Annotated in this window: 18 protein-coding genes and 2 pseudogenes; 11 read left to right on the top strand and 9 right to left on the bottom strand. The window is 69.2% G+C overall.

Annotation, left to right across the window (positions count from 1 at the left end):
- Positions 1-58 precede the first annotated feature (58 nt).
- Positions 59-400: a hypothetical protein gene (locus P3T34_RS39165; protein WP_280671552.1), complete on the bottom strand. Its 342-nt coding sequence runs from the start codon at positions 398-400 to the stop codon at positions 59-61.
- A gap of 268 nt (positions 401-668) precedes the next feature.
- Positions 669-1412, bottom strand: coding sequence for a helix-turn-helix transcriptional regulator (locus tag P3T34_RS39160; RefSeq protein WP_280671551.1), 744 nt, complete (start codon positions 1410-1412; stop codon positions 669-671).
- A 156-nt stretch (positions 1413-1568) separates the two neighbouring features.
- On the opposite strand from P3T34_RS39160, the gene P3T34_RS39155 reads away from it, so the two are divergent.
- The 4 genes from P3T34_RS39155 to P3T34_RS39140 all read left to right on the top strand — a co-directional run bounded on the left by P3T34_RS39155 (position 1569) and on the right by P3T34_RS39140 (position 5489).
- Positions 1569-1769, top strand: a complete 201-nt coding sequence (locus P3T34_RS39155) for a hypothetical protein (protein ID WP_280671549.1) — start codon at positions 1569-1571, stop codon at positions 1767-1769.
- A 1012-nt stretch (positions 1770-2781) separates the two neighbouring features.
- A complete protein-coding gene (locus P3T34_RS39150; RefSeq protein WP_280671547.1) occupies positions 2782-4761 on the top strand; it encodes a CHAP domain-containing protein in 1980 nt (659 codons plus the stop codon).
- 144 nt (positions 4762-4905) lie between these two features.
- Complete coding sequence (locus P3T34_RS39145) at positions 4906-5160, top strand: hypothetical protein (RefSeq protein ID WP_280671545.1); 255 nt, start codon at positions 4906-4908, stop codon at positions 5158-5160.
- A 125-nt stretch (positions 5161-5285) separates the two neighbouring features.
- On the top strand, positions 5286-5489 hold the full coding sequence (locus tag P3T34_RS39140) for a helicase associated domain-containing protein (RefSeq protein ID WP_280671543.1): 204 nt from the start codon (positions 5286-5288) through the stop codon (positions 5487-5489).
- Between the two features lie 379 nt (positions 5490-5868).
- Here the strand turns inward: P3T34_RS39140 and P3T34_RS39135 are convergent, their stop codons facing one another.
- The 4 genes from P3T34_RS39135 to P3T34_RS39120 form a co-directional block, all read right to left on the bottom strand.
- Positions 5869-6273 carry a hypothetical protein gene (locus P3T34_RS39135; RefSeq protein ID WP_280671541.1) on the bottom strand — a complete coding sequence of 135 codons (405 nt, stop codon included), beginning with the start codon at positions 6271-6273 and terminating at the stop codon, positions 5869-5871.
- 249 nt (positions 6274-6522) lie between these two features.
- Complete coding sequence (locus tag P3T34_RS39130; RefSeq protein WP_280671539.1) at positions 6523-7029, bottom strand: hypothetical protein; 507 nt, start codon at positions 7027-7029, stop codon at positions 6523-6525.
- A gap of 388 nt (positions 7030-7417) precedes the next feature.
- Positions 7418-7864, bottom strand: coding sequence for a hypothetical protein (locus P3T34_RS39125; protein ID WP_280671537.1), 447 nt, complete (start codon positions 7862-7864; stop codon positions 7418-7420).
- A 282-nt stretch (positions 7865-8146) separates the two neighbouring features.
- Positions 8147-8587: a hypothetical protein gene (locus tag P3T34_RS39120; RefSeq protein ID WP_280671535.1), complete on the bottom strand. Its 441-nt coding sequence runs from the start codon at positions 8585-8587 to the stop codon at positions 8147-8149.
- Between the two features lie 162 nt (positions 8588-8749).
- Here P3T34_RS39120 and P3T34_RS39115 point away from each other — a divergent pair, with 162 nt between their 5' ends.
- Positions 8750-11728 (top strand): BTAD domain-containing putative transcriptional regulator, encoded by a 2979-nt coding sequence (locus P3T34_RS39115; RefSeq protein WP_280671533.1) that lies wholly within the window; start codon positions 8750-8752, stop codon positions 11726-11728.
- A 186-nt stretch (positions 11729-11914) separates the two neighbouring features.
- Here the strand turns inward: P3T34_RS39115 and P3T34_RS39110 are convergent, their stop codons facing one another.
- Positions 11915-12463, bottom strand: coding sequence for a transposase (locus P3T34_RS39110; RefSeq protein ID WP_280671531.1), 549 nt, complete (start codon positions 12461-12463; stop codon positions 11915-11917).
- Between the two features lie 108 nt (positions 12464-12571).
- Between P3T34_RS39110 and P3T34_RS39105 the strand changes: the two are divergent.
- Positions 12572-13578 (top strand): annotated as a pseudogene (locus P3T34_RS39105) (IS5 family transposase).
- 375 nt (positions 13579-13953) lie between these two features.
- On the opposite strand, the gene P3T34_RS39100 reads toward P3T34_RS39105, so the two are convergent.
- The gene (locus P3T34_RS39100) at positions 13954-14652 is read right to left on the bottom strand and encodes an SDR family NAD(P)-dependent oxidoreductase (protein ID WP_280671530.1); all 699 of its coding nucleotides are present in this window, start codon (positions 14650-14652) and stop codon (positions 13954-13956) included.
- A gap of 105 nt (positions 14653-14757) precedes the next feature.
- Between P3T34_RS39100 and P3T34_RS39095 the strand changes: the two genes are divergently transcribed.
- The 3 genes and pseudogenes from P3T34_RS39095 to P3T34_RS39085 all read left to right on the top strand — a co-directional run bounded on the left by P3T34_RS39095 (position 14758) and on the right by P3T34_RS39085 (position 16813).
- Entirely contained in the window at positions 14758-15636 is an 879-nt protein-coding gene (locus P3T34_RS39095; RefSeq protein WP_280671528.1) for a helix-turn-helix transcriptional regulator, read from the top strand.
- Between the two features lie 86 nt (positions 15637-15722).
- Positions 15723-15845: pseudogene (locus P3T34_RS39090) on the top strand (IS3 family transposase); the annotation flags it as partial.
- Between the two features lie 422 nt (positions 15846-16267).
- The gene (locus P3T34_RS39085) at positions 16268-16813 is read left to right on the top strand and encodes a hypothetical protein (RefSeq protein ID WP_280671526.1); all 546 of its coding nucleotides are present in this window, start codon (positions 16268-16270) and stop codon (positions 16811-16813) included.
- Here the strand turns inward: P3T34_RS39085 and P3T34_RS39080 are convergent.
- Complete coding sequence (locus P3T34_RS39080; RefSeq protein WP_280672667.1) at positions 16770-17135, bottom strand: transposase; 366 nt, start codon at positions 17133-17135, stop codon at positions 16770-16772. The two genes, P3T34_RS39085 and P3T34_RS39080, sit on opposite strands and share 44 nt — an antisense overlap.
- On the opposite strand from P3T34_RS39080, the gene P3T34_RS39075 reads away from it, so the two are divergent.
- Both P3T34_RS39075 and P3T34_RS39070 read left to right on the top strand, forming a co-directional pair.
- Positions 17061-17237, top strand: a complete 177-nt coding sequence (locus P3T34_RS39075; protein ID WP_280671524.1) for a hypothetical protein — start codon at positions 17061-17063, stop codon at positions 17235-17237. The genes P3T34_RS39080 and P3T34_RS39075 overlap by 75 nt on opposite strands.
- Positions 17238-17305: 68 nt before the next feature.
- Positions 17306-18424: a tyrosine-type recombinase/integrase gene (locus tag P3T34_RS39070; protein ID WP_280671522.1), complete on the top strand. Its 1119-nt coding sequence runs from the start codon at positions 17306-17308 to the stop codon at positions 18422-18424.
- Positions 18425-18734: the final 310 nt, after the last annotated feature.

Genomic DNA, 18734 nt, shown 5'->3' with positions numbered 1-18734 from the left:
TCACGCACCAGGTCGTAAGTGCGGCGGCCTCCCGGCACAACGTCCGATCGACGTGTCGTCAATTGTCGGCCGCCAGCGGCCCGCCCCGCAGCACCACGGCCCGGTCGGCGTGGCGGGGCATCGGGACACCGTGAGTCAGCCGGCGTGCTGGATGATCCACTGCCGCTGCCCGGTCGGCGCCCGCGCAGCGGCAGTGGATCCGGTCCGAGCGCCCGTGCGCCGCCTCCCCCCGTGCCTGGTCGGCCAGGGCGTTCAGTTCGCGGGTGTGGTGCTGGAGGTCGAGCAGCAGCCCGGGGTCCGGGTGCGGGGCGGCCATCAGGCGGTCGTACGCCGCCTGGACCGCGGTGACCGCCGCGCGCAGGTCGCGTGGTGTTCTCGGCGGTTGAAGATGTGTCGCCATCTCTCCTCCTGCTTGTCTTGGCGGACATGGCACGGTCCACCGTCCACGGTCGCACCGCGCCGGGGTGCGAGTGAACGCGGGGGCTCACTCGGGCAGCTGACGCATTTCGAGCACACGCAGGCCTACCCCTGGAAGCGGATCAGCAGCCCGTATTCGTAGCGCATGCATGCCCCCTCGGGGCTGGGAGTCCGGTGGCGCCCCACCATCGTCGGTCCCGGCGCACCGGACGGCTTCGCCCGAATCAGGGGAAACCGTCCGGCATCCGCGCTCACAGCGGGCCGAGTTCCTGGGCCGGGTGAACGGCCTCGCTGCGGCGGGTGACGCACAGCTTGCGGAACACGCTCTTGAGATGCGTCTTGACCGTGTTGACCGACACGAACAGCTCGGCCGCGATCTCCTCGGTCGACAGCATCCGGACGGCCTGGTTCAGGACGTCCCGCTCCCGTTCGCTCAGCGGCTCGACCACGCCCGACGGTTGCCCGACACCCATGGTGCGCCCGTTCGTCAGGAGCAGCTCCGCCGGCAGCCAGCGGTGCGCCCACGCCAGCTGGGCGTCCCGGCGCAGCAGCCCGTGGACAGCGGACCCGCTCTCCACGAACAGGCGCCGCAGCTGCTCGGGCCGGCCCAGCGCGAGGGCCTGCGCCAGCAGGCGGTGCGCTTCGTCGAATTCGCCGCTCCTGAGCGCGGCCTGGACCCGCAGCAGACACGCCTGCACCCGGCTGGGCGGTGCCGACCGCCCGTCGGACGGCAGATCGGCGAGCGCCGTCAGGGCCGACCCGTCGCGGCCCGCGGCGAGCAGTGCCCGGGCCCGGGCCACGGTGTGCTGCGGCCATTCGCAGCTGACGACGTCCAGGGCGGCCAGCGCCGCGCCGGTGTCGCCGTCGGCCACGTGGACCGCGGAGGCGGCGACGGCGAGTTCGTCCAGCGCCCAGTGGCTCTGACCAGAAGCGGTGCAACCCGGTGCGTGACCGCCGCAGGGCGCTGCGGCGGACTCGTTCCCGGGTGGACACATGGTGCCAGGCCACCCAGTGCCATCGTGGGGTGCTTCCGGGCCGCCCAACCCGCGGCCAGACTCTTGTTCAGCAGCCGGAAGCACGACAGAGCCGGCGAAGTCCGGCTCCGGGACCAGGTCCGCAGCCCACCACGATGCCGAACGGGGAATACCGCCATGCTTTCGTCCACTCGCACCGTCCTGCGCACTGCAGCCGTCCTGCGCACCGTCGCGGGTGCGCTGGTCGGCACCGCGGGATCGGCCGCCGCGCAGCTGGGGCCGACCCGGACGGTGGCGGCCGCGGCCGCTGCCGCCGAGCAGCCGTCCGTCACCGGCCCGGTGACGGACGGCCAGGCGTGCCCGGCGTGCTGGAGCTGAGGAGCGTGGAGATCGTCCTGATCCGATTGAGGCTCAGGCTCGACACGCATACACCGGCCGACACGCTCCCACCCGCGATCGCGGCAGACATCGTGTGGGCCAACGCCCACCCGGACGACGAACTCGAGCACATCCGGGCCCGGCCCGCACCCCGGCTCCATCGGCCTCGCCCTGTTCCACCGCCACGCCGGACACCGAGCCCCCGAGACCAGCCTGCGCCTGGCTAGCCGGGCGATCACCGCCGCGCCCAGGCTGGCCGGCTGGACCGCCGAGCCCTGCACCCAGCCCTCGCCCACCACCCTCGACACAGACGACTGACTCACCCACTGCCCCACTGCCCCACAGCCCGGCACATTCCCCACGTCCGGACCCGCGCCACCGCCGCGCCCCGCCGACACAGCCGCTCGACGCGCCCGACCCACGCAACGTCAGGGGCGGCGAGGCATTGCCTCACCCGGCCAGGCGCATTCTCCGCCGGTGCGCCCCGTGCTCGTACCGATCGTGGCCATCGCCGCCCACGGGGAACCAGTTCCCCCGCCTTCTTCTCGTACCCACAGTCCGCTCAGCACCCCTACCGCCTCTGCGGTCGTCCTGCCGTCACTCGTCCTCGCGGCCGCCCCGGCCTGGGCGAACACTCCCACCAGCGACCGGATCACCACCATCAAGAACGGCGAGCCAGGACGTCCGCGCCCGGCCCGCCCGCACACAGAGTGCGATCCGCCGGTCTCGCACTCCCAGACACGTCACCGCCCGGAACCCCGGGCCCATCGCCGATCTCATCCGGGCGCAAGCACCGCTCGCCGACGGCCTGGACCACGTTCGCGCCACCGGCGATCCGCCAGACCACGCCGCCATCCGCTCATTCCGCGTGTCGCATCCAGCGTCGGGCGGACGGCTGATCAGCGCCGTCGCCGGCGTCCGGCCGGACGACACCCACCAGATAACCATGACCGCCTCGTCTCCCCCGGAGTTGACCATGCCTCGCACACCCGCACGTCGTGTAGCCGCCGGCGTGACCACCGCGCTGCTGTGCTCTACTGCGCTTGTCACGATCCCCATAGGATCGGTATCGGCGGCAACCGCCGCTCAGAACATCGCCAGCTATGCCACATCGCAGCTCGGTGCGGGCCCGTGCAGCAATACCGCCTCGGGATCCACCAACGGCAACGCTGGCTACTACGCGCCGCACACCACCCAGAACAACAGCTGCTCCCATCCTGGAACCGCAGCCAGCCCGCCGCAGAGCGGGCAGGCACAAGCATGGTGCGCCGACTTCGCCGGCTGGGCCTGGAGCCGGGCCGGCGTCACGGTCGACGGGAACCTCAGCGACGGCGCGAGCAGCTTCTACATCTACGCCAAGGCCCACAACACCTGGTCCACCGCCCCGCGCGTGGGCGACGCCGTGTACTTCGACAGCACGATCTACGGCGGCCACGGCCACGTCGCCATCGTCACCAACGTCCACAGCGACGGAACCTTCGACTCCGTCGGTGGTAACGAAGGAGACAGCTCAAGCCCGTACCTGGTCCGTCAGGACACCGGCCTCAAGGTCGGTGAGTACGTCTGGAGCGAGAACAATGTCGGGGTCTACGTTGAGGGGTTCGCCGGCCCCGTCGGCGGCACCCCGACTGCCACCCTGACGTCGATTGGCACCTGGAACGGCAGCGCGGCCAACTACAACAGCTCCCAGACCGTCTCCGGCACCGTCACTCTGACTGCCGGCGAGACGGCCGCCAGCAAGGTCTGGTACTACCTGGACGACACCAACCCAGCGGCCAACGGTGGCGCGGGGCTCATCAGCGCCAGTGACAGCGGCGGCGGCGCCAATCCGACCCACAACCTGGCGTTCAACACCGCCGGCCTGTCCGCCGGAGGCCACACCATCACCGCCGCCGCGTTCGATGGCACCAACACCAGCCAGATCGACTCGGTCAAGACGGTGACCATCACGGTGAACAACACGCCGTCGACGCCGACAGTGAGCGTGCCCGGGGGGCAAGCGGTCGGAACCGTCTCCCTGTCGTCCACCGACCTCAGTGGCAATACGGCCTCGGTCGTCTACACCATCGACGGCAACCGAACCTACACCTCGACGGCCGGCGGTGGATTCCCGGTGTACCTGGACTCCACCACACTGGCTGACGGCGTTCACACAGTCACCGCCGCGGCCTTGAACGTCGGTGGGGCAGCGTCTACTGCCTCGACCACAGCCACGTTCACCGTCAATAACTTCGCTCATGCGTCCTCGGTCGTCGATCAGAGCGGAACGACGTCCATCTTCACTGCGGACGCGTCGAACGGCCACGTCATCGATACGTCGGTCAGCAGCGCCGGCGTGATCAATGTCTATGACTTGACGGTGCACAACGGGACTCCGGCGACCAGTGGTAACCCGGTGGCGGCGGTGGACGGCAAGGGCACGGTGTCGGTCCTGACCCGTGATGGGAACGGGCACTTGTTCGACACCTCGATCACCTCAGCCGGCGCGATCAACCTGTACGACTGGACCGCCAGCAGCAGCACCCCCGCCATGGCCGGCGATGCGAGTGCGGTCGTCGACCCGAGTGGCACCCTTTCGATCTTCACGCACAACGCGGCCGACGGTCACGTGATCGACTCCTCGGTGACCTCGGCGGGCGCCCTGAACGTCTATGACTTGACGGTGCACAACGGGACTCCGGCGACCAGTGGTAACCCGGTGGCGGCGGTGGACGGCAAGGGCACGGTGTCGGTCCTGACCCGCGATGGGAACGGGCACTTGTTCGACACCTCGATCACCTCAGCCGGCGCGATCAACCTGTACGACTGGACCGCCAGCAGCAGCACCCCCGCCATGGCCGGCGGCGCGAACGCGAGCGTCGGTACTACCGGGACGCTGTCGATCTACACCTGCGATGCGTCGAACGGCAACGTGATCGACTCTTCCGTGACCTCGACCGGCGTCCTCAACGTCTATGACCTGACGGCGCACAACGGAACCCCGACCATCTAGATCCAAGGGCAGCGAGCTGCGTGGCTGTTCGGCATCGGACTCTCCGCCGCGCCCGCTGGCGCCGCCCCCGCGACCCCCGCTCCGGTGGCCGACGCCACAGACACGGCCCCTATGTACAGCGGGAGCGGGAGGGCTTGGACGCAGGTGGGTGGGCCGGGTGCGGAGTTCGCGGCCAGCAACAGCCACCTGTACGCGATCTCCGCGGACCACAGCGAGGTGGACATGTGGAACACCGGGCAGGCGTGGAACAATGCGACCAACCCGAACACCTGGACCAAGGTCGGTGGCCCCGCCGCCCACCTGTACGCCGGCAGACTGGATGTCGCACGGGATCGGGTGAGGGCTAACGCGCCGGTCAACGACGCGCGGCGGATCCATGCCCAAGCGCCGAAGCGTTAAGGGCGAACGTCACCTTGCCGTCGGCTGACGGCCCGCGCACATCCCCCGGGCCGCGGCCGAGGCGAAGCCGACGGTGTCCCGCACGGACCGGTTCCAGCAGGGCCCTGGCGGCCCTCGCCCAGTTCGTGGAGCGGAAGCGCTACGCAGGCGTCCGCCGCCCGCACGAGGAGCCGCTGGAGACCGTGGAGACCGGACCCGGCGGTGAGGAGCAGGTCGTGGTGCAGCAGTTCGCCCTGGGAACCTGGCTCAACAACCAGAAAAGCAGGAGGTCGAAGCTGACCCCGGGCCAGCTCGCGCAGCTCGCCGAACACGGCGTGGAGTGGGCGTGAACGGCGGCCAGAGGAAGGCGGAAGCGGCTGGCGGGGTGTGCTGGTGCCGCTGGTCGATGGCGATGCGGGTCCTGTGCGACGCATGCCTGACCCGCTGAACGGGCTGGTCGAGCTGGTCGAGCAATGGGACCGGCACAACGGGCGGCGCCGGACGGACCCGGGGGCCCGGACGGTCGACTGAAATGCCGAAAGCGGGACAAGAGGTCCGGTGCCCCGCCTGCGGGGCACCTCGGCTGGGAGACTCATGGGCGGCGGCCGTTCCTCGGTGCTTCGTTACTCGACATCTCGAAGCGTGAAGAACGGCCGCGCTACGTGCGCCCGGATCCCGGATCCCGGAGACCTCAGCCAGTCGAGTGACCAGCGACGATCAACGCCGGGCTCAGCACCGAGGGATGTTGGGGTCGCGGTTCACCGAGTGGGCGTTGTTGTCCACGTAGCCCGCGAAGACGTAGCCCGGCAGAGGGGCGTCCCCGAACCCGTACCCGCGGTTCTCATCGGTGACCTTGTACCAGGTGTCCCCGAGGTTGTCGATGCTCTGCCCGACCGTCCAGCACTGGGCCATGACCCACCACCCCGGGATGAGGTCAGTGGTGAGGTCCCCCTGGTCCGGGACAACCTTGCCACTTGCGGTGTTCGGGCCGTTGTAGATGCCGACCCAGTGGCTCGTGGTCAGTTGAACAGCGTCTGCTGCTGATGCGCTTCCGGTCGCCAACCCCACCCCCGTGGTGGTCAGCGCGGCCACCGCTGCGAGCGACGTGGCTCGGCGTCCCAACTTGAGCTTCATTTCTTCCTCCTTGGATCGCTGCTACTTCACATGAACGAGGCCACCAGCACGTCCAGCACGGGCGCAGCGAGGCGTTCGCCGTGCGGGCGGTTTCTGGTTGTTCTTCGGCCTCCCGTTCCAGGCGCTCCTTGAGCTCGACTGATGCTGAGCCCAGCTGTGGCTGGGGCCTGCCGGCAAGCGCTCCGTTCCCGTCGGCACCGCAGGGGTCGGACGAGCCCCCTGTGCTGCCGACGGGAACTTCGGTTAGTGCTAGAAGCCGGGGCAGGCGTCGCGGGTCTGCTGCCCATTCTCCGTGCCGCTCGCCCAGGTGGGGTGACCGTCGGGGGCATAGAAGACGAAGTTGCCGTCCTCCTGGACCTGGGCGTGGCCGCCGGAGGCACCGGAACCGATCTGGCAAGCGATCGATCCGTTGGAGTGCCTCAGCAAGATGCCGCCGGCGCTCTGCGACCAGTCCAGGTCGGTGACGCCATGCCCCCAGGTACCCGAGGCCCACATCACGGCGCCGTCCTGCTGACGGTGGATCACCAAATTTCCGTCGCTCTGAAACTTGATGTAGATGCTGGTGGGTGTCCAGGGGCTGCCCAGCGGCCAGGAGCCGAAGGAGGTGTTGTTCCCGGAATACCAGTCGGACTGGGCCGTGGTGAAGTTGGCGCAGACTTCGTCGGCGAAGGCGTTGGTGCTGGACGCGAACAGCCCGATCGCCATCAGTGCGGCGATCGCGCTGGTTTTGGCCAGCTTGTGCTTGAGGCGCATCATGGATCCTCCAGTCGTGACGCTTCGACATGCATGACGGGCCCACTGCGACCTTCTGGGCCCTGTGTTCCCGAAGGCCGCAGTAGGCCTTCGCAGTTCAGGTTCAGCGGGATGTGGCCCTGTGGGTTCGTGGAGCGATCGGTCGATGAGCATCCCGCGCGGGTACGGGGCGAGTGGCCCGCATCCGGGTCAACTCTGGTCACCGCTGGGTAGGGTTTGGGCATGCTTGGAAGGAGCGCCGAAGAAGACGAAGAGAAATGAGGTGCCGGATCCGGCTATGCCGGTCGGCCTACCGGAGTGCATCGCGCTGTCGGTCCGGTCGTGAACTGTGCTTTTGCCGCCTTGATCGAGTGCACCATTTCCGTTGGACAGCATCATGAGCGCCGCTGGATCAGGACAGCAGCTGCCAATCGGCGTTGCGGACGTCGGCGGGCAGGGCGTCGGAGTACCCGGGCCCGAGCCAGTGGACAGTTGTGCCGGGACCCGTGTTGTTATAGGTGAAGTTGGCTATCCCGACGTACTTATCGGTGTTGTTGACCAGCGAGGCGGCGTTACCGGCGACATTCACACCGTAGCCGGAGCCGTTGCCCCAGTTACTGAAGGTGAACTTACTGAGGTCGGGGTAATCGCCGGGGCTCCAGTGTTCGAACGACCCCCAGTTGTACCCGGGCGAGTTGTAGTAGAGGCAGATGCTGTTGCTGGGGCATGCCTCCGAGCCCCCAGGGCCAGCTGCGTAGGCCGATCCCGTCATCCCGGCGAGCGTGGCTGCCGCGGCTACAGCGACGATACTGATGAAAGCTGTCCGTTTCATGGCTTTTCCGGTGATCAACAGGTTCACGGGAGTCCCTTCCGGTCTCGCTGATGACAGTGCGAGTCAGCCCGCGCAGTAAGGGCGGCCTCATCGCGGTTGAGGACGGTGTGTTGCGGCGCGCCCGATGACAAGGCAGCCAGTGCAAGCGGTGCCGTATCGACTACGGCGGGTTGGCAACCGGTGATCGGGAGGCGAGCAGGTGGTGATCGCTGCGGGCCGGGGCCACGGCATCTGCTCCGCATGGCAGCCGCGGTAGACCGTGACGGTGGGAAGCCAGCAGCGGAGCGGTTGTGCGGGGCCGTTGACCGGTCAGCTGGAGTACATCGACCACGCGCCGTTGTAGAGGCCGGGGGGCAGCACGTTTGCGTAATGGGGCGGGAAGTAGCCCACGACCGGGTTGGACCCCGGGTTGTTGTAGGTGTAGTTGTACATGGTGAGGTTCTGGCTGGTGTTGTTGACCAGTGAGGCTGCGTTGCCACCGACGTTCACACCGTAGCCCGAGCCGTTACCCCAGTTGCTGAACGTGAACTGGCCCAGGTCGCCGTACTGACCAGGGCTCCAGTGTTCGAACGATCCCCAGTAGTGCCCGGGCGAGTTGAAGTAGAGACAGATGCTGTTACTGGGACACGTCTCCGAGCCCGTGGGGCCGACGGCGTACGCCGATCCCGTCATCCCGGCGAGCGTGGCCGCCAGGGCTGCGGCGACGACGCCGAGGGATGCCGTCCGCTTCCCTCCCGTTATTCCGATCATGCTCAGTTTCATGGAACTCCATTCTGGTCGTTGCGTTGGGCGGGAGCGGGCTGGCCACCCCACGGCGACGTTATGGACACCAGCCCGTCGGCCGTCCTAGATTCGTCCTTGTACGAGGTCAGCCGAGGGGGGCTGGCGCTGCTCGTGGAGTGCGGAGGGGACATGAGGTTCGGCGTGCTGGGGCCGTTGTATGCCCAGATCACCGGGCGCGAGGTCCGACTCGACGGACCGCGGCAGGCCAAGATGCTGGCCGCGCTTCTGGTCGACGCCAACAACCTCGTCGCCATGGAACGGCTGGTCGCTGTGATGTGGGACGGGAAGGCACCCGTCACCGCGGTCCGTCAGGTCCAGGACGCTCTCTCCGGGGTGCGCCGCAACCTTGCCGCGTGCGGAGCACCCGGTTCCTTAATCAGCACGCGGCGCGGCGGCTACCAGATCCACCTGGCCCCGGATCAGCTCGACCTGCTGGAGTTCGACCACGAGCGGCACCTCGCCGATCGGCACACCGCCCCGTTCGAGACAGCTGTCGCACTGCGGCGCGCGCTGACTTGCTGGCGTGGTGACGCCCTGGTCGACATCTCCAGCCAGGCCCTGGAGCTCGATGCGGCACGGCTGAACGAGAAGCGCGCGGCCACGCACAAGCTGTGCCTGAGCATCGAACTCGGCCTGGGGCGTCATCGGGAGGTCATCGAGGAACTGACCGCCCTGCTCCGCGAGCACCCCTACGACGAGCATGTCGCCGAACGCTTGATGGTCGCCCTCTACCGGTGCCAGCGGCAAGGCGAGGCACTGCAGGTGTACGAGGGGCTGCGCCGGACACTCGCACGCGAACTCGGCGTCGACCCCGCGCCGCCGCTCCAGGCGCTGCATGGGCGCATCCTGGCCGCCGATCCCACCCTGACGGACCCAGTCCCGGCGCGTGGCTCCTCGGACACGCGCCCCTCGGACACGCGCCCCTCGGTCACACGCCCCTCGGACACGCGACCGGAGGGTCCTGGCGCGGCGGCCACCGAACCGGTCATGGCGATGCCGGTGCGCCAACTGCCGTTCGACATACCCGACTTCGTGGGCCGAGCCGACGCGCTGGCCGAGATCGCCCGATTACTCGACGGGTCGGCGCGGAACCGGGCCCCGGTGGCCGTCATCGTGGGCGGTCCCGGTGTCGGCAAGTCCTGTCTGGTGACCCACGCCGCGCGGCTGGCGAGCGCCACCTATCCCGACGGCCAGCTCTACCTCAACCTCGCCGGGACATCGGACGGACCGCGGGACCCCGCGCTGATGCTGGCCGAGGCGCTCCGCGCGCTCTCGGTCGCCGGCAGCGCGATTCCGAACGGCCTGTCCGAACGGGCCGCGCTCTACCGGTCGTTGCTCGCGGATCGCCGGATGCTGGTGGTGCTGGACGACGCCGGTGACGCCGATCAAGTGCAGCCCTTGCTACCGGGGGCCGACGGCTGTGCCATGTTGATCACCAGCCGCACCCTGCTGACGCAACTTCCCGGCGCACGCCACATCGACCTGGACGTGCTGAGCCCGGCAGAGGCGCGGGAGTTGTTCACCGCAATTGTCGGGCGGCGGCGGGTCGAGCGGGAACCGGCGCAGGCCGACGCGATCATCGACTGCTGCGGCAACCTGCCGCTGGCGATCCGGATCGCCAGCGCCAAGCTCACCGGCCGCCCGGCTTGGTCGCTACGGGTGCTGCGCGAACGGATCGAGGACGAGTCCCGGCGGCTGGCCGAGCTGAGAATCGGGGATCTCAGCGTGCGCGCCAGCGTCGAACTGAGCTTGCGGCTGCTGCCGGCCGACGCGGTATGTGCGCTGAGCCTGCTGGGTCTGCTCGGCGCCCACACCCTGCCCGGCTGGGTGTTCGGCCCGCTGCTGGACCGCTCGGACGCCGAAGAGGTGCTGGACACCCTCGTCGACGCCAGCCTGGTGCGGCTCACCACAACCGACGCCATCGGCCAGCCGCGCTACCGGCTGCACGACCTGATCAGGGCCTGCGCCGTGGAGAATGCCGCCCAACTGCCGAGAGCGGACAAGCGGGACGCGATTGTCCGGGTGCTGTCCGCCTGGCTCGATCTGGCCGCGCGCGGCACCGATCGGCTGCCGACCGGGCTGCTGGCCGCCGCGCCCGGTTCGGCGCCGCGCTGGTCGCTGCCCGACACGGTCGTGGACCGGCTGCTGGCCGACCCGATCGGCTGGTTCGACGCGGAACGCGACACCCTGCTCGGCGCGGTGAAACTGGCCGCGGACTGGGGACTGGACGAGTTGGCCTGGGAGCTGGCGGCCAGCCCGGTGACCTACTACGACCACCGGTGCCTGTATCAGGACTGGGAGCACGGGCACCGGCTCGCGTTGGACGCGGCCGAGGCGGCCGGCAACGTGCGCGGCGCATCAGTGCTGCTGCGCGATCTTGGCCAGCTGCACATCTACCGAGACGAGTTCGAGGAGGCAACCCGTGTCCTGGAGTCCTCCGTCGGGCTGTGCCAAGACAGCAAGGACAAACGCGGCGAAGCGCTGTCGGTGGCGATGCTGGGCACGATCAGCCGGGTGCAGGGCCGTGACGACGAAGCCGCCGAGCGTGTCGAGCAGGCGCTTGCCATCGCGGTCGGTGAGGACGACCGGCACCTCGGAGCGCACCTGTCCTGTTCGATGGCCGTGATGCGGCTCATGCAAGGGGAACTCGACGAGGCGGAGTACTGGTTCGGTGAGGCCTTGCGCCAGGCCAGGTCACTCGCCGACGGGCACCGGGTGGCGGTCGTGCTGCGCCGGTTCAGCCGGCTGCACGATCGGCGCGGTGATCCGGACGAGGCGCTGCGCTGCCTGTGGCAGGCGTTGGCCACCTTCGAGGAACTGGCCGACGAGCGGTGCGTCGCGTACACGCTGCTGGAAGTCGGCCGCGTGTACGCCGGTCAGCACGACCGGGACGGGGCAAGCCCGGCGTTGGAGCGCGCGGCGGACCTGTTCCACCGGCACGGCGATCGTCAGGACGAGGCCGCGTGCTGGCAACTGATCGGCGACCTGGACGCCGCCGCCGGCGTCCACGACCTGGCGCGCCGGCATCGCGAGCGGGCGTTGCGGCTGTGGCAGACGATCGACGACATGAACCAGACGCATGCTCCAGCGCGACCATCATCGCCGTGACCTGACTGACGCTGCACATGCGCAAGCAGTGCGAGGCGATGCGGGACCGGCACAGGCAGCGTCCTCCCCGGGGCAGGTCAACGCCGCCCCCACCGCGCCGTCGCACCGTGCACGTCGAGCGGCCGATCGAGAAGCCGACGTCGGTCTCGTCCCGGTTGCGTATCCTGTGGGACTCTGTCGCTCGATTCACCTGTGGCGTGTTCGCGGAGTGAGGTCGAGGTCGGCGAAATGGGTGCGGCGGGTGGTGCCGAGGGGGCGTCCGCTCCGGTGGGCGTCGATGCGGTGGAGGTTGATCGCGGCGGCGCTGAAGACGTGGGCGAGGCTGGTCTTGGCCTGGCCGCGGTAGCGGCTGCGGCGGATGCTGATGGTGCGCACGGCCTGGGAGATCGTGCCTTCGACGCCGGCACGGGTGGCGTACTGCTGCTTCCACTCGTCGGTTTCCTGCAACTTGCGTTGTGACTGCAGGAGTTCGTGCTCCTCGCGGGGGTGCAGGGTCAGGCAGCGGGTGAAGCCGGTGGCGCAGGAGGGCCGGACCTTGCAGTTGCGGCAGTCCCACTCGGGGAAGATGACGACGGTGCGCGGATGGCCGTCCATGCGGGTGTGACCCCAGTAGCGGCTTTTGGCTCCACGCGGGCAGATCGCGTACTGCTCGTCCCAGTGGATGGTGAAGTCGGTGAGCGCGAAGCCCTGGCGCGGTTGGTATGAAGCAGACCCCGGTGACGACGACTCCGACATGCGGCCGTGGAGCGATGCTGCCAGCAGGCTCTAGGGCCTGTTCTGAGTTCAGATCACGGTTTGGTGGTTCGCCGACGCCGGACGGTCTCGGCCCGGTAGAACGGCGGTGTGACGCGTGGTGATCTGAGCGATGCCGAATGGGAGTTGATGGAGCCGCTCCTGCCGCTGGGCGAGCGTGGGCCGATCCCCGACCTGCGCCGACAGCTCGATGCGGTGATGTGGAGGTTTCGGACCGGGAGTCCATGGCGGGACGTCCCTGAGCGCTACGGATCCTGGTCGACCGTCTACGGCCGGTTCCAGATCTGGGCGACCACGGGGACCTTCCAGGCGCTGATGGAGGGGATGATCGCCGAGGCCGCAGCCCGTGGACAGGTCGATCTCAGCCTGGTCAGCGTGGACTCCACGGTCGCCCGCGCGCACCACCACGCGGCCGGGATGGTCGTCGACCCGGAGTTGCTGCAGGATCTGGAGAAGGCCGCCACGAAGGAAAAGGGGCTCCACAAAAGGGGCAAACCGATCCAGTAGTGGCGGCGCCCGGCCCGGCCGGCGAGACGGACGACGCGACTCGCGAGGAACGCCGTCGTGTCCGCCGTCGCCGCAAGGCCCGGCTCCGCGCGGCCGAGCTGGGACGCTCGCGCGGCGGGCTGACCACCAAGACCCACCTCGCGGCCGAACGCCAATGTCGGCCGCTGTCCTTCGTGCTCACGCCTGGGCAGGCCGCCGACAGCCCCCGCTTCATCCCGGTCATCGAGCGGATCAAGGTCCGCGTTCCGGTGGGCCGGCCCCGCACCCGCCCGGACGCGATCGCTGGCGACAAGGCGTACTCCTCCCGCGCCAACCGCGCCTACCTGCGCCGACGCCGGATCAAGGCCGTCATCCCGGAGAAGGTCGACCAGGCCGCCAACCGCAGGAAGAAGGGCTCGCGCGGCGGCCGTCCCGTCACGCACGACGCCGACCTCTACAAGGACCGCAACACCGTCGAGCGCTGTATCAACAAGATCAAGGAGTGGCGCGGTCTGGCCACCCGCTATGACAAGACCCCCGACAGCTACCTCGCCGGACTCCACCTACGCGGCGCCGTCATCTGGCTCCGCAGCCTACGGCCCGCCACATGATCTGAACTCAGAACAGGCCCTAGCTGAGACGCCCCAGAAGCAGCCCGCACCCAAGGGGCCGTCGACACCGCGCTGCTGTCAAAACCCGTGAACATCCAGAGCCTTGGCGATCACCAGGTGCTGTCCAAACCCATCGACAAACGCTGCTGTTCCTTGAAGCGAACGAAGCCAGTGGGGCGGCTGACAGGTCTGCGGGCCCATGCCGGCGGTCAGCAGCCAGGTGAAGCTTGCTGCCCGCCTCTGGAGCACTGAAGGAGAGCGGATTTCTGCCGGAGATTCCGCCGACGCCAGTAGCAGCGGCGGTTCTCCCGCCCAACCGGTCTCGATGTTCTGCCCGTTCTGTTCTTCAGGGCCGGTGACCCGGCACCGCCGGTGTCAGGACCAGGCGATCTCGCCATGGCGGTCGATGAAGCGTCCGGCGCCGGCGCCGGGCTCCTCGGTGGCGAGGGCGACGATCGCGTCCGTGCCCTCGGTGAGGGTCTGGGAGCCGCTGTGACCGTTTATGTCGGTCGCGGTGTAGCCGGGGTCGGCGGCGTTGACGCGAATGCCCTTGAGCCCCTTGGCGTACTGCGTGGTCAACATCGTCAGCGCCGCCTTCGAGGAGGCGTACAGCGGCGCGACGACGTGCGACTCGGACCGGCCGGGGTCGTGGGTGAAGGCGAGGGAGCCCATGCCGCTGCTGACGTTGATGATCACGGGGTCGTCCGAGCGGCGCAGCAGTGGCAGGAACGCGGTGGTGGTGCGGACGACGCCGATGACGTTGACGTCGAGGACGGCGCGGGCGTCGGCGGCGGTGAGGTCGCCGGGATCACCGCAGGGTCCCTGTACCCCCGCGTTGTTGATCAGGACGTCGATCCTGCCCTCGTGCTCGGCGACGTCCGCGGCGGCGGCGGCCACGGACGCGTCGTCGGTCACGTCGATGGGGACGAAGCGTGCGCCCAGCGCGGCGGCGGCCTCCGCACCCCGCTCACGGTCGCGGGCTCCCAGGAGAACGGTGTGACCGCACGCGATGAGGCGGCGAGCGGTCTCGCGGCCGATGCCCTTGTTGGCTCCGGTGATGAAAGTGATCGTCATGCCTTCGATGGTTGCCTTGACGAGGGAGCTGGACCAGGGACGCTTCGACGGTGGGAAGACCAGTACCACCCTTGCGCCCCCGCATGTGATCGGGGATGCAGGAGGATGAAGAGCATGACGACGACACCCCCCGGGGCCGGACTGGGCGCGGCGATCCGCACATGGCGGAACCGGCTGCCCCCGTCGGCCGCCGGGCTGCCGGTCGTCCGCAAGCGCCGGGCTGTCGGGCTGCGGCGCGAGGAACTGGCCGACCTGGCCGGAGTGTCGGTCGACTACGTCGTGCGCCTGGAGCAGGGGCGGGCCACGACACCCTCGGCGTCGGTGGTGGCGTCCCTGGCGCGCGCCCTCCAGCTGTCCACCGCCGAGCGGGACCACCTCTACCGCCTGGCCCAGATCGTGCCGCCGGCGGACGGCACGATCTGCGACCATCTCCCGCCCGGTATGCAACGAGTGCTCGTCCGCCTCGGAGACGTACCGGTTGCCGTGTTCGCGGCGGACTGGCAACTGGTGTGGTGGAACCACGGGTGGGCCGCCCTGCTGGGCGACCCCTTGGCCTCGCCCCCGCGGATGCGCAACTTCGCCCGCGACAGGTTCCCGGTGGGCGCCGATCACACCCCCCTCGTGCTGTGGCCGGTCACCGATACGGACCCCGACACCACCGACGCCGCCCTCGTCTCCGACCTGCGCCGCGCCACCGGCCGCTTCCCCCGGGACAGTCGCCTGGCCGCGCTGGTCCGCGACCTGAACGCAGGCAACGAGAGGTTTGCCGAGTTGTGGGCGAAGGGAGAGGTGACCGCGAACCGCGAGGTCCGCAAGACGGTCGACCACCCGTCGGTGGGCCCGGTCACGGTGGACTGCGATGTCCTGACCGACGGCGACACCGAGCTCAAGATCGTCATCATGACCGCCGCGCCGGGCAGCGAGGACGAGACCAAACTCCAGCTCACCACCGTCGTCGGCCCACCGGCCGGCACGCGTAACTGATCCGCCCCGCGCGTCGGCCGACCGGCGGCTCACGGTCCCTTGTCAATCGCTTCGCGTCGGACTACCAACGCATCCTCGACGCCTTTGCCACCGCCGAATGGGTCGACTGGTACAACCACCGCCGACTCCACTGTGAGATAGGCCACGTCCCGCCCGTCGAGTACGAGAACACCTACTACCTCACCACCACAAAACCGCAGGTTCGTTGATCGCCGCCTCCCAGCTCCCCTGCTGGATGAGCTCGCGGGCGCGCTCCTGCGTCGGGCGCGGCACCGGCAGCCGCAGAGCCTGCACGATGTCGAGGTCCCAGCCTTGCCTTCTTGCGCGCCACGAACGCAGTCGCGGTCCCATCAACCAGTTCACACATGCCCCCGGTGTCCCATAGCGGCGGCCCGCTTCAGTTGTGCTTGGTGAGGATACGGATTGGCGGGAGGCGGAAGGGAGCCTGGCCGCACATCGCCCTCTCGATCGTTTTGACCCTGTTGATGGCCCTCCGATGCCCGAGCTCCAGGCGAGAGTTAGTGGCTGTTGTCTTTCCGGGCTTGAGGGCTGCGTTTCTGCTGGTCGGGAGTAGGAGCGGTGGTCTCGGGAAGTGGTGACGTGTCGTGTCGTCGCTCTGGTGGAGGTCGGGATGCCGTCGGTCGTTGGGCTGTTGGAAGAGCGCGAGCTCACCGCTCGCCGTCGTGTGGACGGGCTGCGGGAGGAGGCCGACCGCATCCAGGCCGAGCTGGCCGTTGCCGAACGTGAGTGGAACGAGTGGGTCATCGCCCGCGCGCGCGTCGGTGAGGTGCTGGCACCGGGCGGTGGCGATGACGACGGCCCCGATGCCGCCGAGGACCTGGCGGACGGCGGTGGACTGCCGGTGCCACCCGGGCCTTCGGGATCGGCGAGGCCGAAGTCGGTGGTCCCGGTGTGGCGTGCGGGCCTGGCCCGGTCGGCCTTGTCGGTGGACTACCAGCGCATCGTGCAGGCCCTCGCGGACCGGGGCCGGCTCGGGCAGGGGGCGCTGACGTGCCAGGAGATGGCCGCCTTGTTCGGCCTGGATCCGGTGCCGGGGACGGTGGAGGGGCTGCGGGCGAAGGCGAAGCGGCTGGTGGCCCGGGGCTGGCTGGTCGAGTCGGCGCCGGGCCGGTTCACGCTCGCGAAGGCCGTGGCCGGGCAAGGCGGCGGGTCATGAGCATCGTCGCCGACCAGTAGACCATTGCCTCGGCGCTGCCGGTGGATCGCTCGAAGTCGCGCACGAGGCGGCGGCTTCGCATCAGATGGGCGAAGAACCGCTCGACGATCCAGCGTTTGGGCAGCACGACGAAGCCCCGCATGTCGTCGCTTCGCTTGACGATGGCCAGGACCAGGGCGAGGGCTGCGAGGCAGTGCTCGACGAGGCTGCCGGTGTAGCCGCCGTCGGCCCAGACCAGGGCCAGCAGGTGGTGCGCGGCCGCCACCTGAGCGAGCAGGAGCTGAGCGGCGGTGCGGTCGCCGATGTCGGCGGCGGTGACAATGACCCCGAGCAGCAGGCCGAGGGTGTCGACGACGACGTGGCGTTTTCGGCCGTTATCTTAAGCCCGCGCCGGCGTGTCCTTCATGTGCGTGAAGCACGCTGAAAGTCCCCCAACTCTCGTGGTGGATGCGGTTATCTGCCGCTGTCCATCACGGATGAGCTGGAGGCGCAATGCGCGTACAGAGGGTGGCGACGCCCGGGTCGACGACGGAGTCGTGGACGTTGCTGGGAGACGATCTGCGACCGGTCGATCCGGTGGAGTCGTTCCTGGCCTCTCTCGCGGCGATCGAGCGGTCGCCGAACACCGTCAAGGCGTACGCCCACGACCTGAAGGACTGGTGGTGCTACCTCGACGGCCGTGGACTGGACTGGAAGGCGGTCGATCTGGAGGCGATGGCCTCCTTCGTGGCCTGGCTGCGGCTGCCGCCGCCGGCCCGGAACGGGGCGGTGGCGGTGCTGCCGACGGTCGAGCACCACTGCACGGCCTCCAGCGTGAACCGCAAGCTCGCCGCAGTCAGCACGTTCTACGAGTTCCACGCCCGCAGCGGCATCGAGGTCGCCGACCTGCTGGTGACGATGCGCCCGGCCGGACGGCACCGATCGGCGGCCACCTCCTACAAGCCGTTCCTGCAGCACATCGCCTCCGGCAGACCCGAGCGGACCCGGACGATCAAGCTCAAGAACGGCCGGAAGCACCCCCGTGTCCTGACCGCCGCCCAGGTCCAGAAGATCCTGGACACCTGCGAACACCTGCGGGACCGGCTGCTGTTCGCCCTGCTCCTGGACACCGGAGTCCGTATCGGCGAGGCCCTCGGCCTGCGGCACGACGACATCGCGATCGCCGAGCGCCAGGTGACCGTGGTGCCGCGGCAGAACGACAACCGGGCCCGTGCGAAGGCCGGCCGGTCCCGCAGCATCCCGGCGAGCGCGGAGCTGATGCGTCTGTACTCCGACTACCTGCACCGGGAGTACGGCGCCCTGGACTCCGACTACGTCTTCGTGAACCTCTTCGCCGAACCTCACGGCCACCCCTGGGGCTACCCAGCCGTCTATGACCTGGTCAGACGGCTTCGGAAGAGCACGGGGATCGCTTTTGAACCCCACCAATACCGCCACACCTACGCCACCTGGCTGCTGCGTCGCGGTGCGGGGATGGAGACGGTGAAGGAGTGCCTCGGGCACGCATCGATCACCACGACGATCGACACATACGGTCACCTCACCGTCGAGGATGCCCGGCGGACGCTGGAAGCCGCGGGCTGGTTCACCGGCCGGGAGGTCCGGCTGTGACCTTCCCCGTCGAGAAGGCACCGGGCCGAACGAAGCTGCTTGAGCAGCTGATGGCCGTCGTCCGGCCCGAGTTCCGCACCGACATCTATATCCCCGCTCCGGACGACGCCGTCTTCATCGCCGACGAGTGCGCGGTCGCGGACTGCGACCGGACCGCCGAGTCGATGCGGCGCGGACTCTGCACCGCCCATGCCATCCGGTTCCGCAAGCGCGGCTGCCCGCCGATGGCGGACTTCCTCGCCGAGCCCGGACCGCCGGTCCGGGGCCGCCGGTCGCTGGCCGCCTGCGTCATCGACGGCTGCCGCTACGG

This window comes from Kitasatospora sp. MAP12-44 (genome assembly GCF_029892095.1).
Lineage (GTDB): Bacteria > Actinomycetota > Actinomycetes > Streptomycetales > Streptomycetaceae > Kitasatospora.
The sequence above is the reverse complement of the archived record's forward strand: the minus strand, read 5'-3'. Positions and strand labels throughout refer to the sequence as shown.

Bases quoted from the DNA above. Each gene is read 5' to 3' on its own strand.
- P3T34_RS39165 (WP_280671552.1), bottom strand. From the start codon at position 400: ATGGCGACACATCTTCAACCGCCGAGAACACCACGCGACCTGCGCGCG.
- P3T34_RS39160 (WP_280671551.1), bottom strand. From the start codon at position 1,412: ATGTGTCCACCCGGGAACGAGTCCGCCGCAGCGCCCTGCGGCGGTCAC.
- P3T34_RS39155 (WP_280671549.1), top strand. From the start codon at position 1,569: ATGCTTTCGTCCACTCGCACCGTCCTGCGCACTGCAGCCGTCCTGCGC.
- P3T34_RS39135 (WP_280671541.1), bottom strand. From the start codon at position 6,273: ATGAAGCTCAAGTTGGGACGCCGAGCCACGTCGCTCGCAGCGGTGGCC.
- P3T34_RS39130 (WP_280671539.1), bottom strand. From the start codon at position 7,029: ATGATGCGCCTCAAGCACAAGCTGGCCAAAACCAGCGCGATCGCCGCA.
- P3T34_RS39120 (WP_280671535.1), bottom strand. From the start codon at position 8,587: ATGATCGGAATAACGGGAGGGAAGCGGACGGCATCCCTCGGCGTCGTC.
- P3T34_RS39115 (WP_280671533.1), top strand. From the start codon at position 8,750: ATGAGGTTCGGCGTGCTGGGGCCGTTGTATGCCCAGATCACCGGGCGC.
- P3T34_RS39110 (WP_280671531.1), bottom strand. From the start codon at position 12,463: ATGTCGGAGTCGTCGTCACCGGGGTCTGCTTCATACCAACCGCGCCAG.
- P3T34_RS39100 (WP_280671530.1), bottom strand. From the start codon at position 14,652: ATGACGATCACTTTCATCACCGGAGCCAACAAGGGCATCGGCCGCGAG.
- P3T34_RS39095 (WP_280671528.1), top strand. From the start codon at position 14,758: ATGAAGAGCATGACGACGACACCCCCCGGGGCCGGACTGGGCGCGGCG.
- P3T34_RS39085 (WP_280671526.1), top strand. From the start codon at position 16,268: ATGCCGTCGGTCGTTGGGCTGTTGGAAGAGCGCGAGCTCACCGCTCGC.
- P3T34_RS39070 (WP_280671522.1), top strand. From the start codon at position 17,306: ATGCGCGTACAGAGGGTGGCGACGCCCGGGTCGACGACGGAGTCGTGG.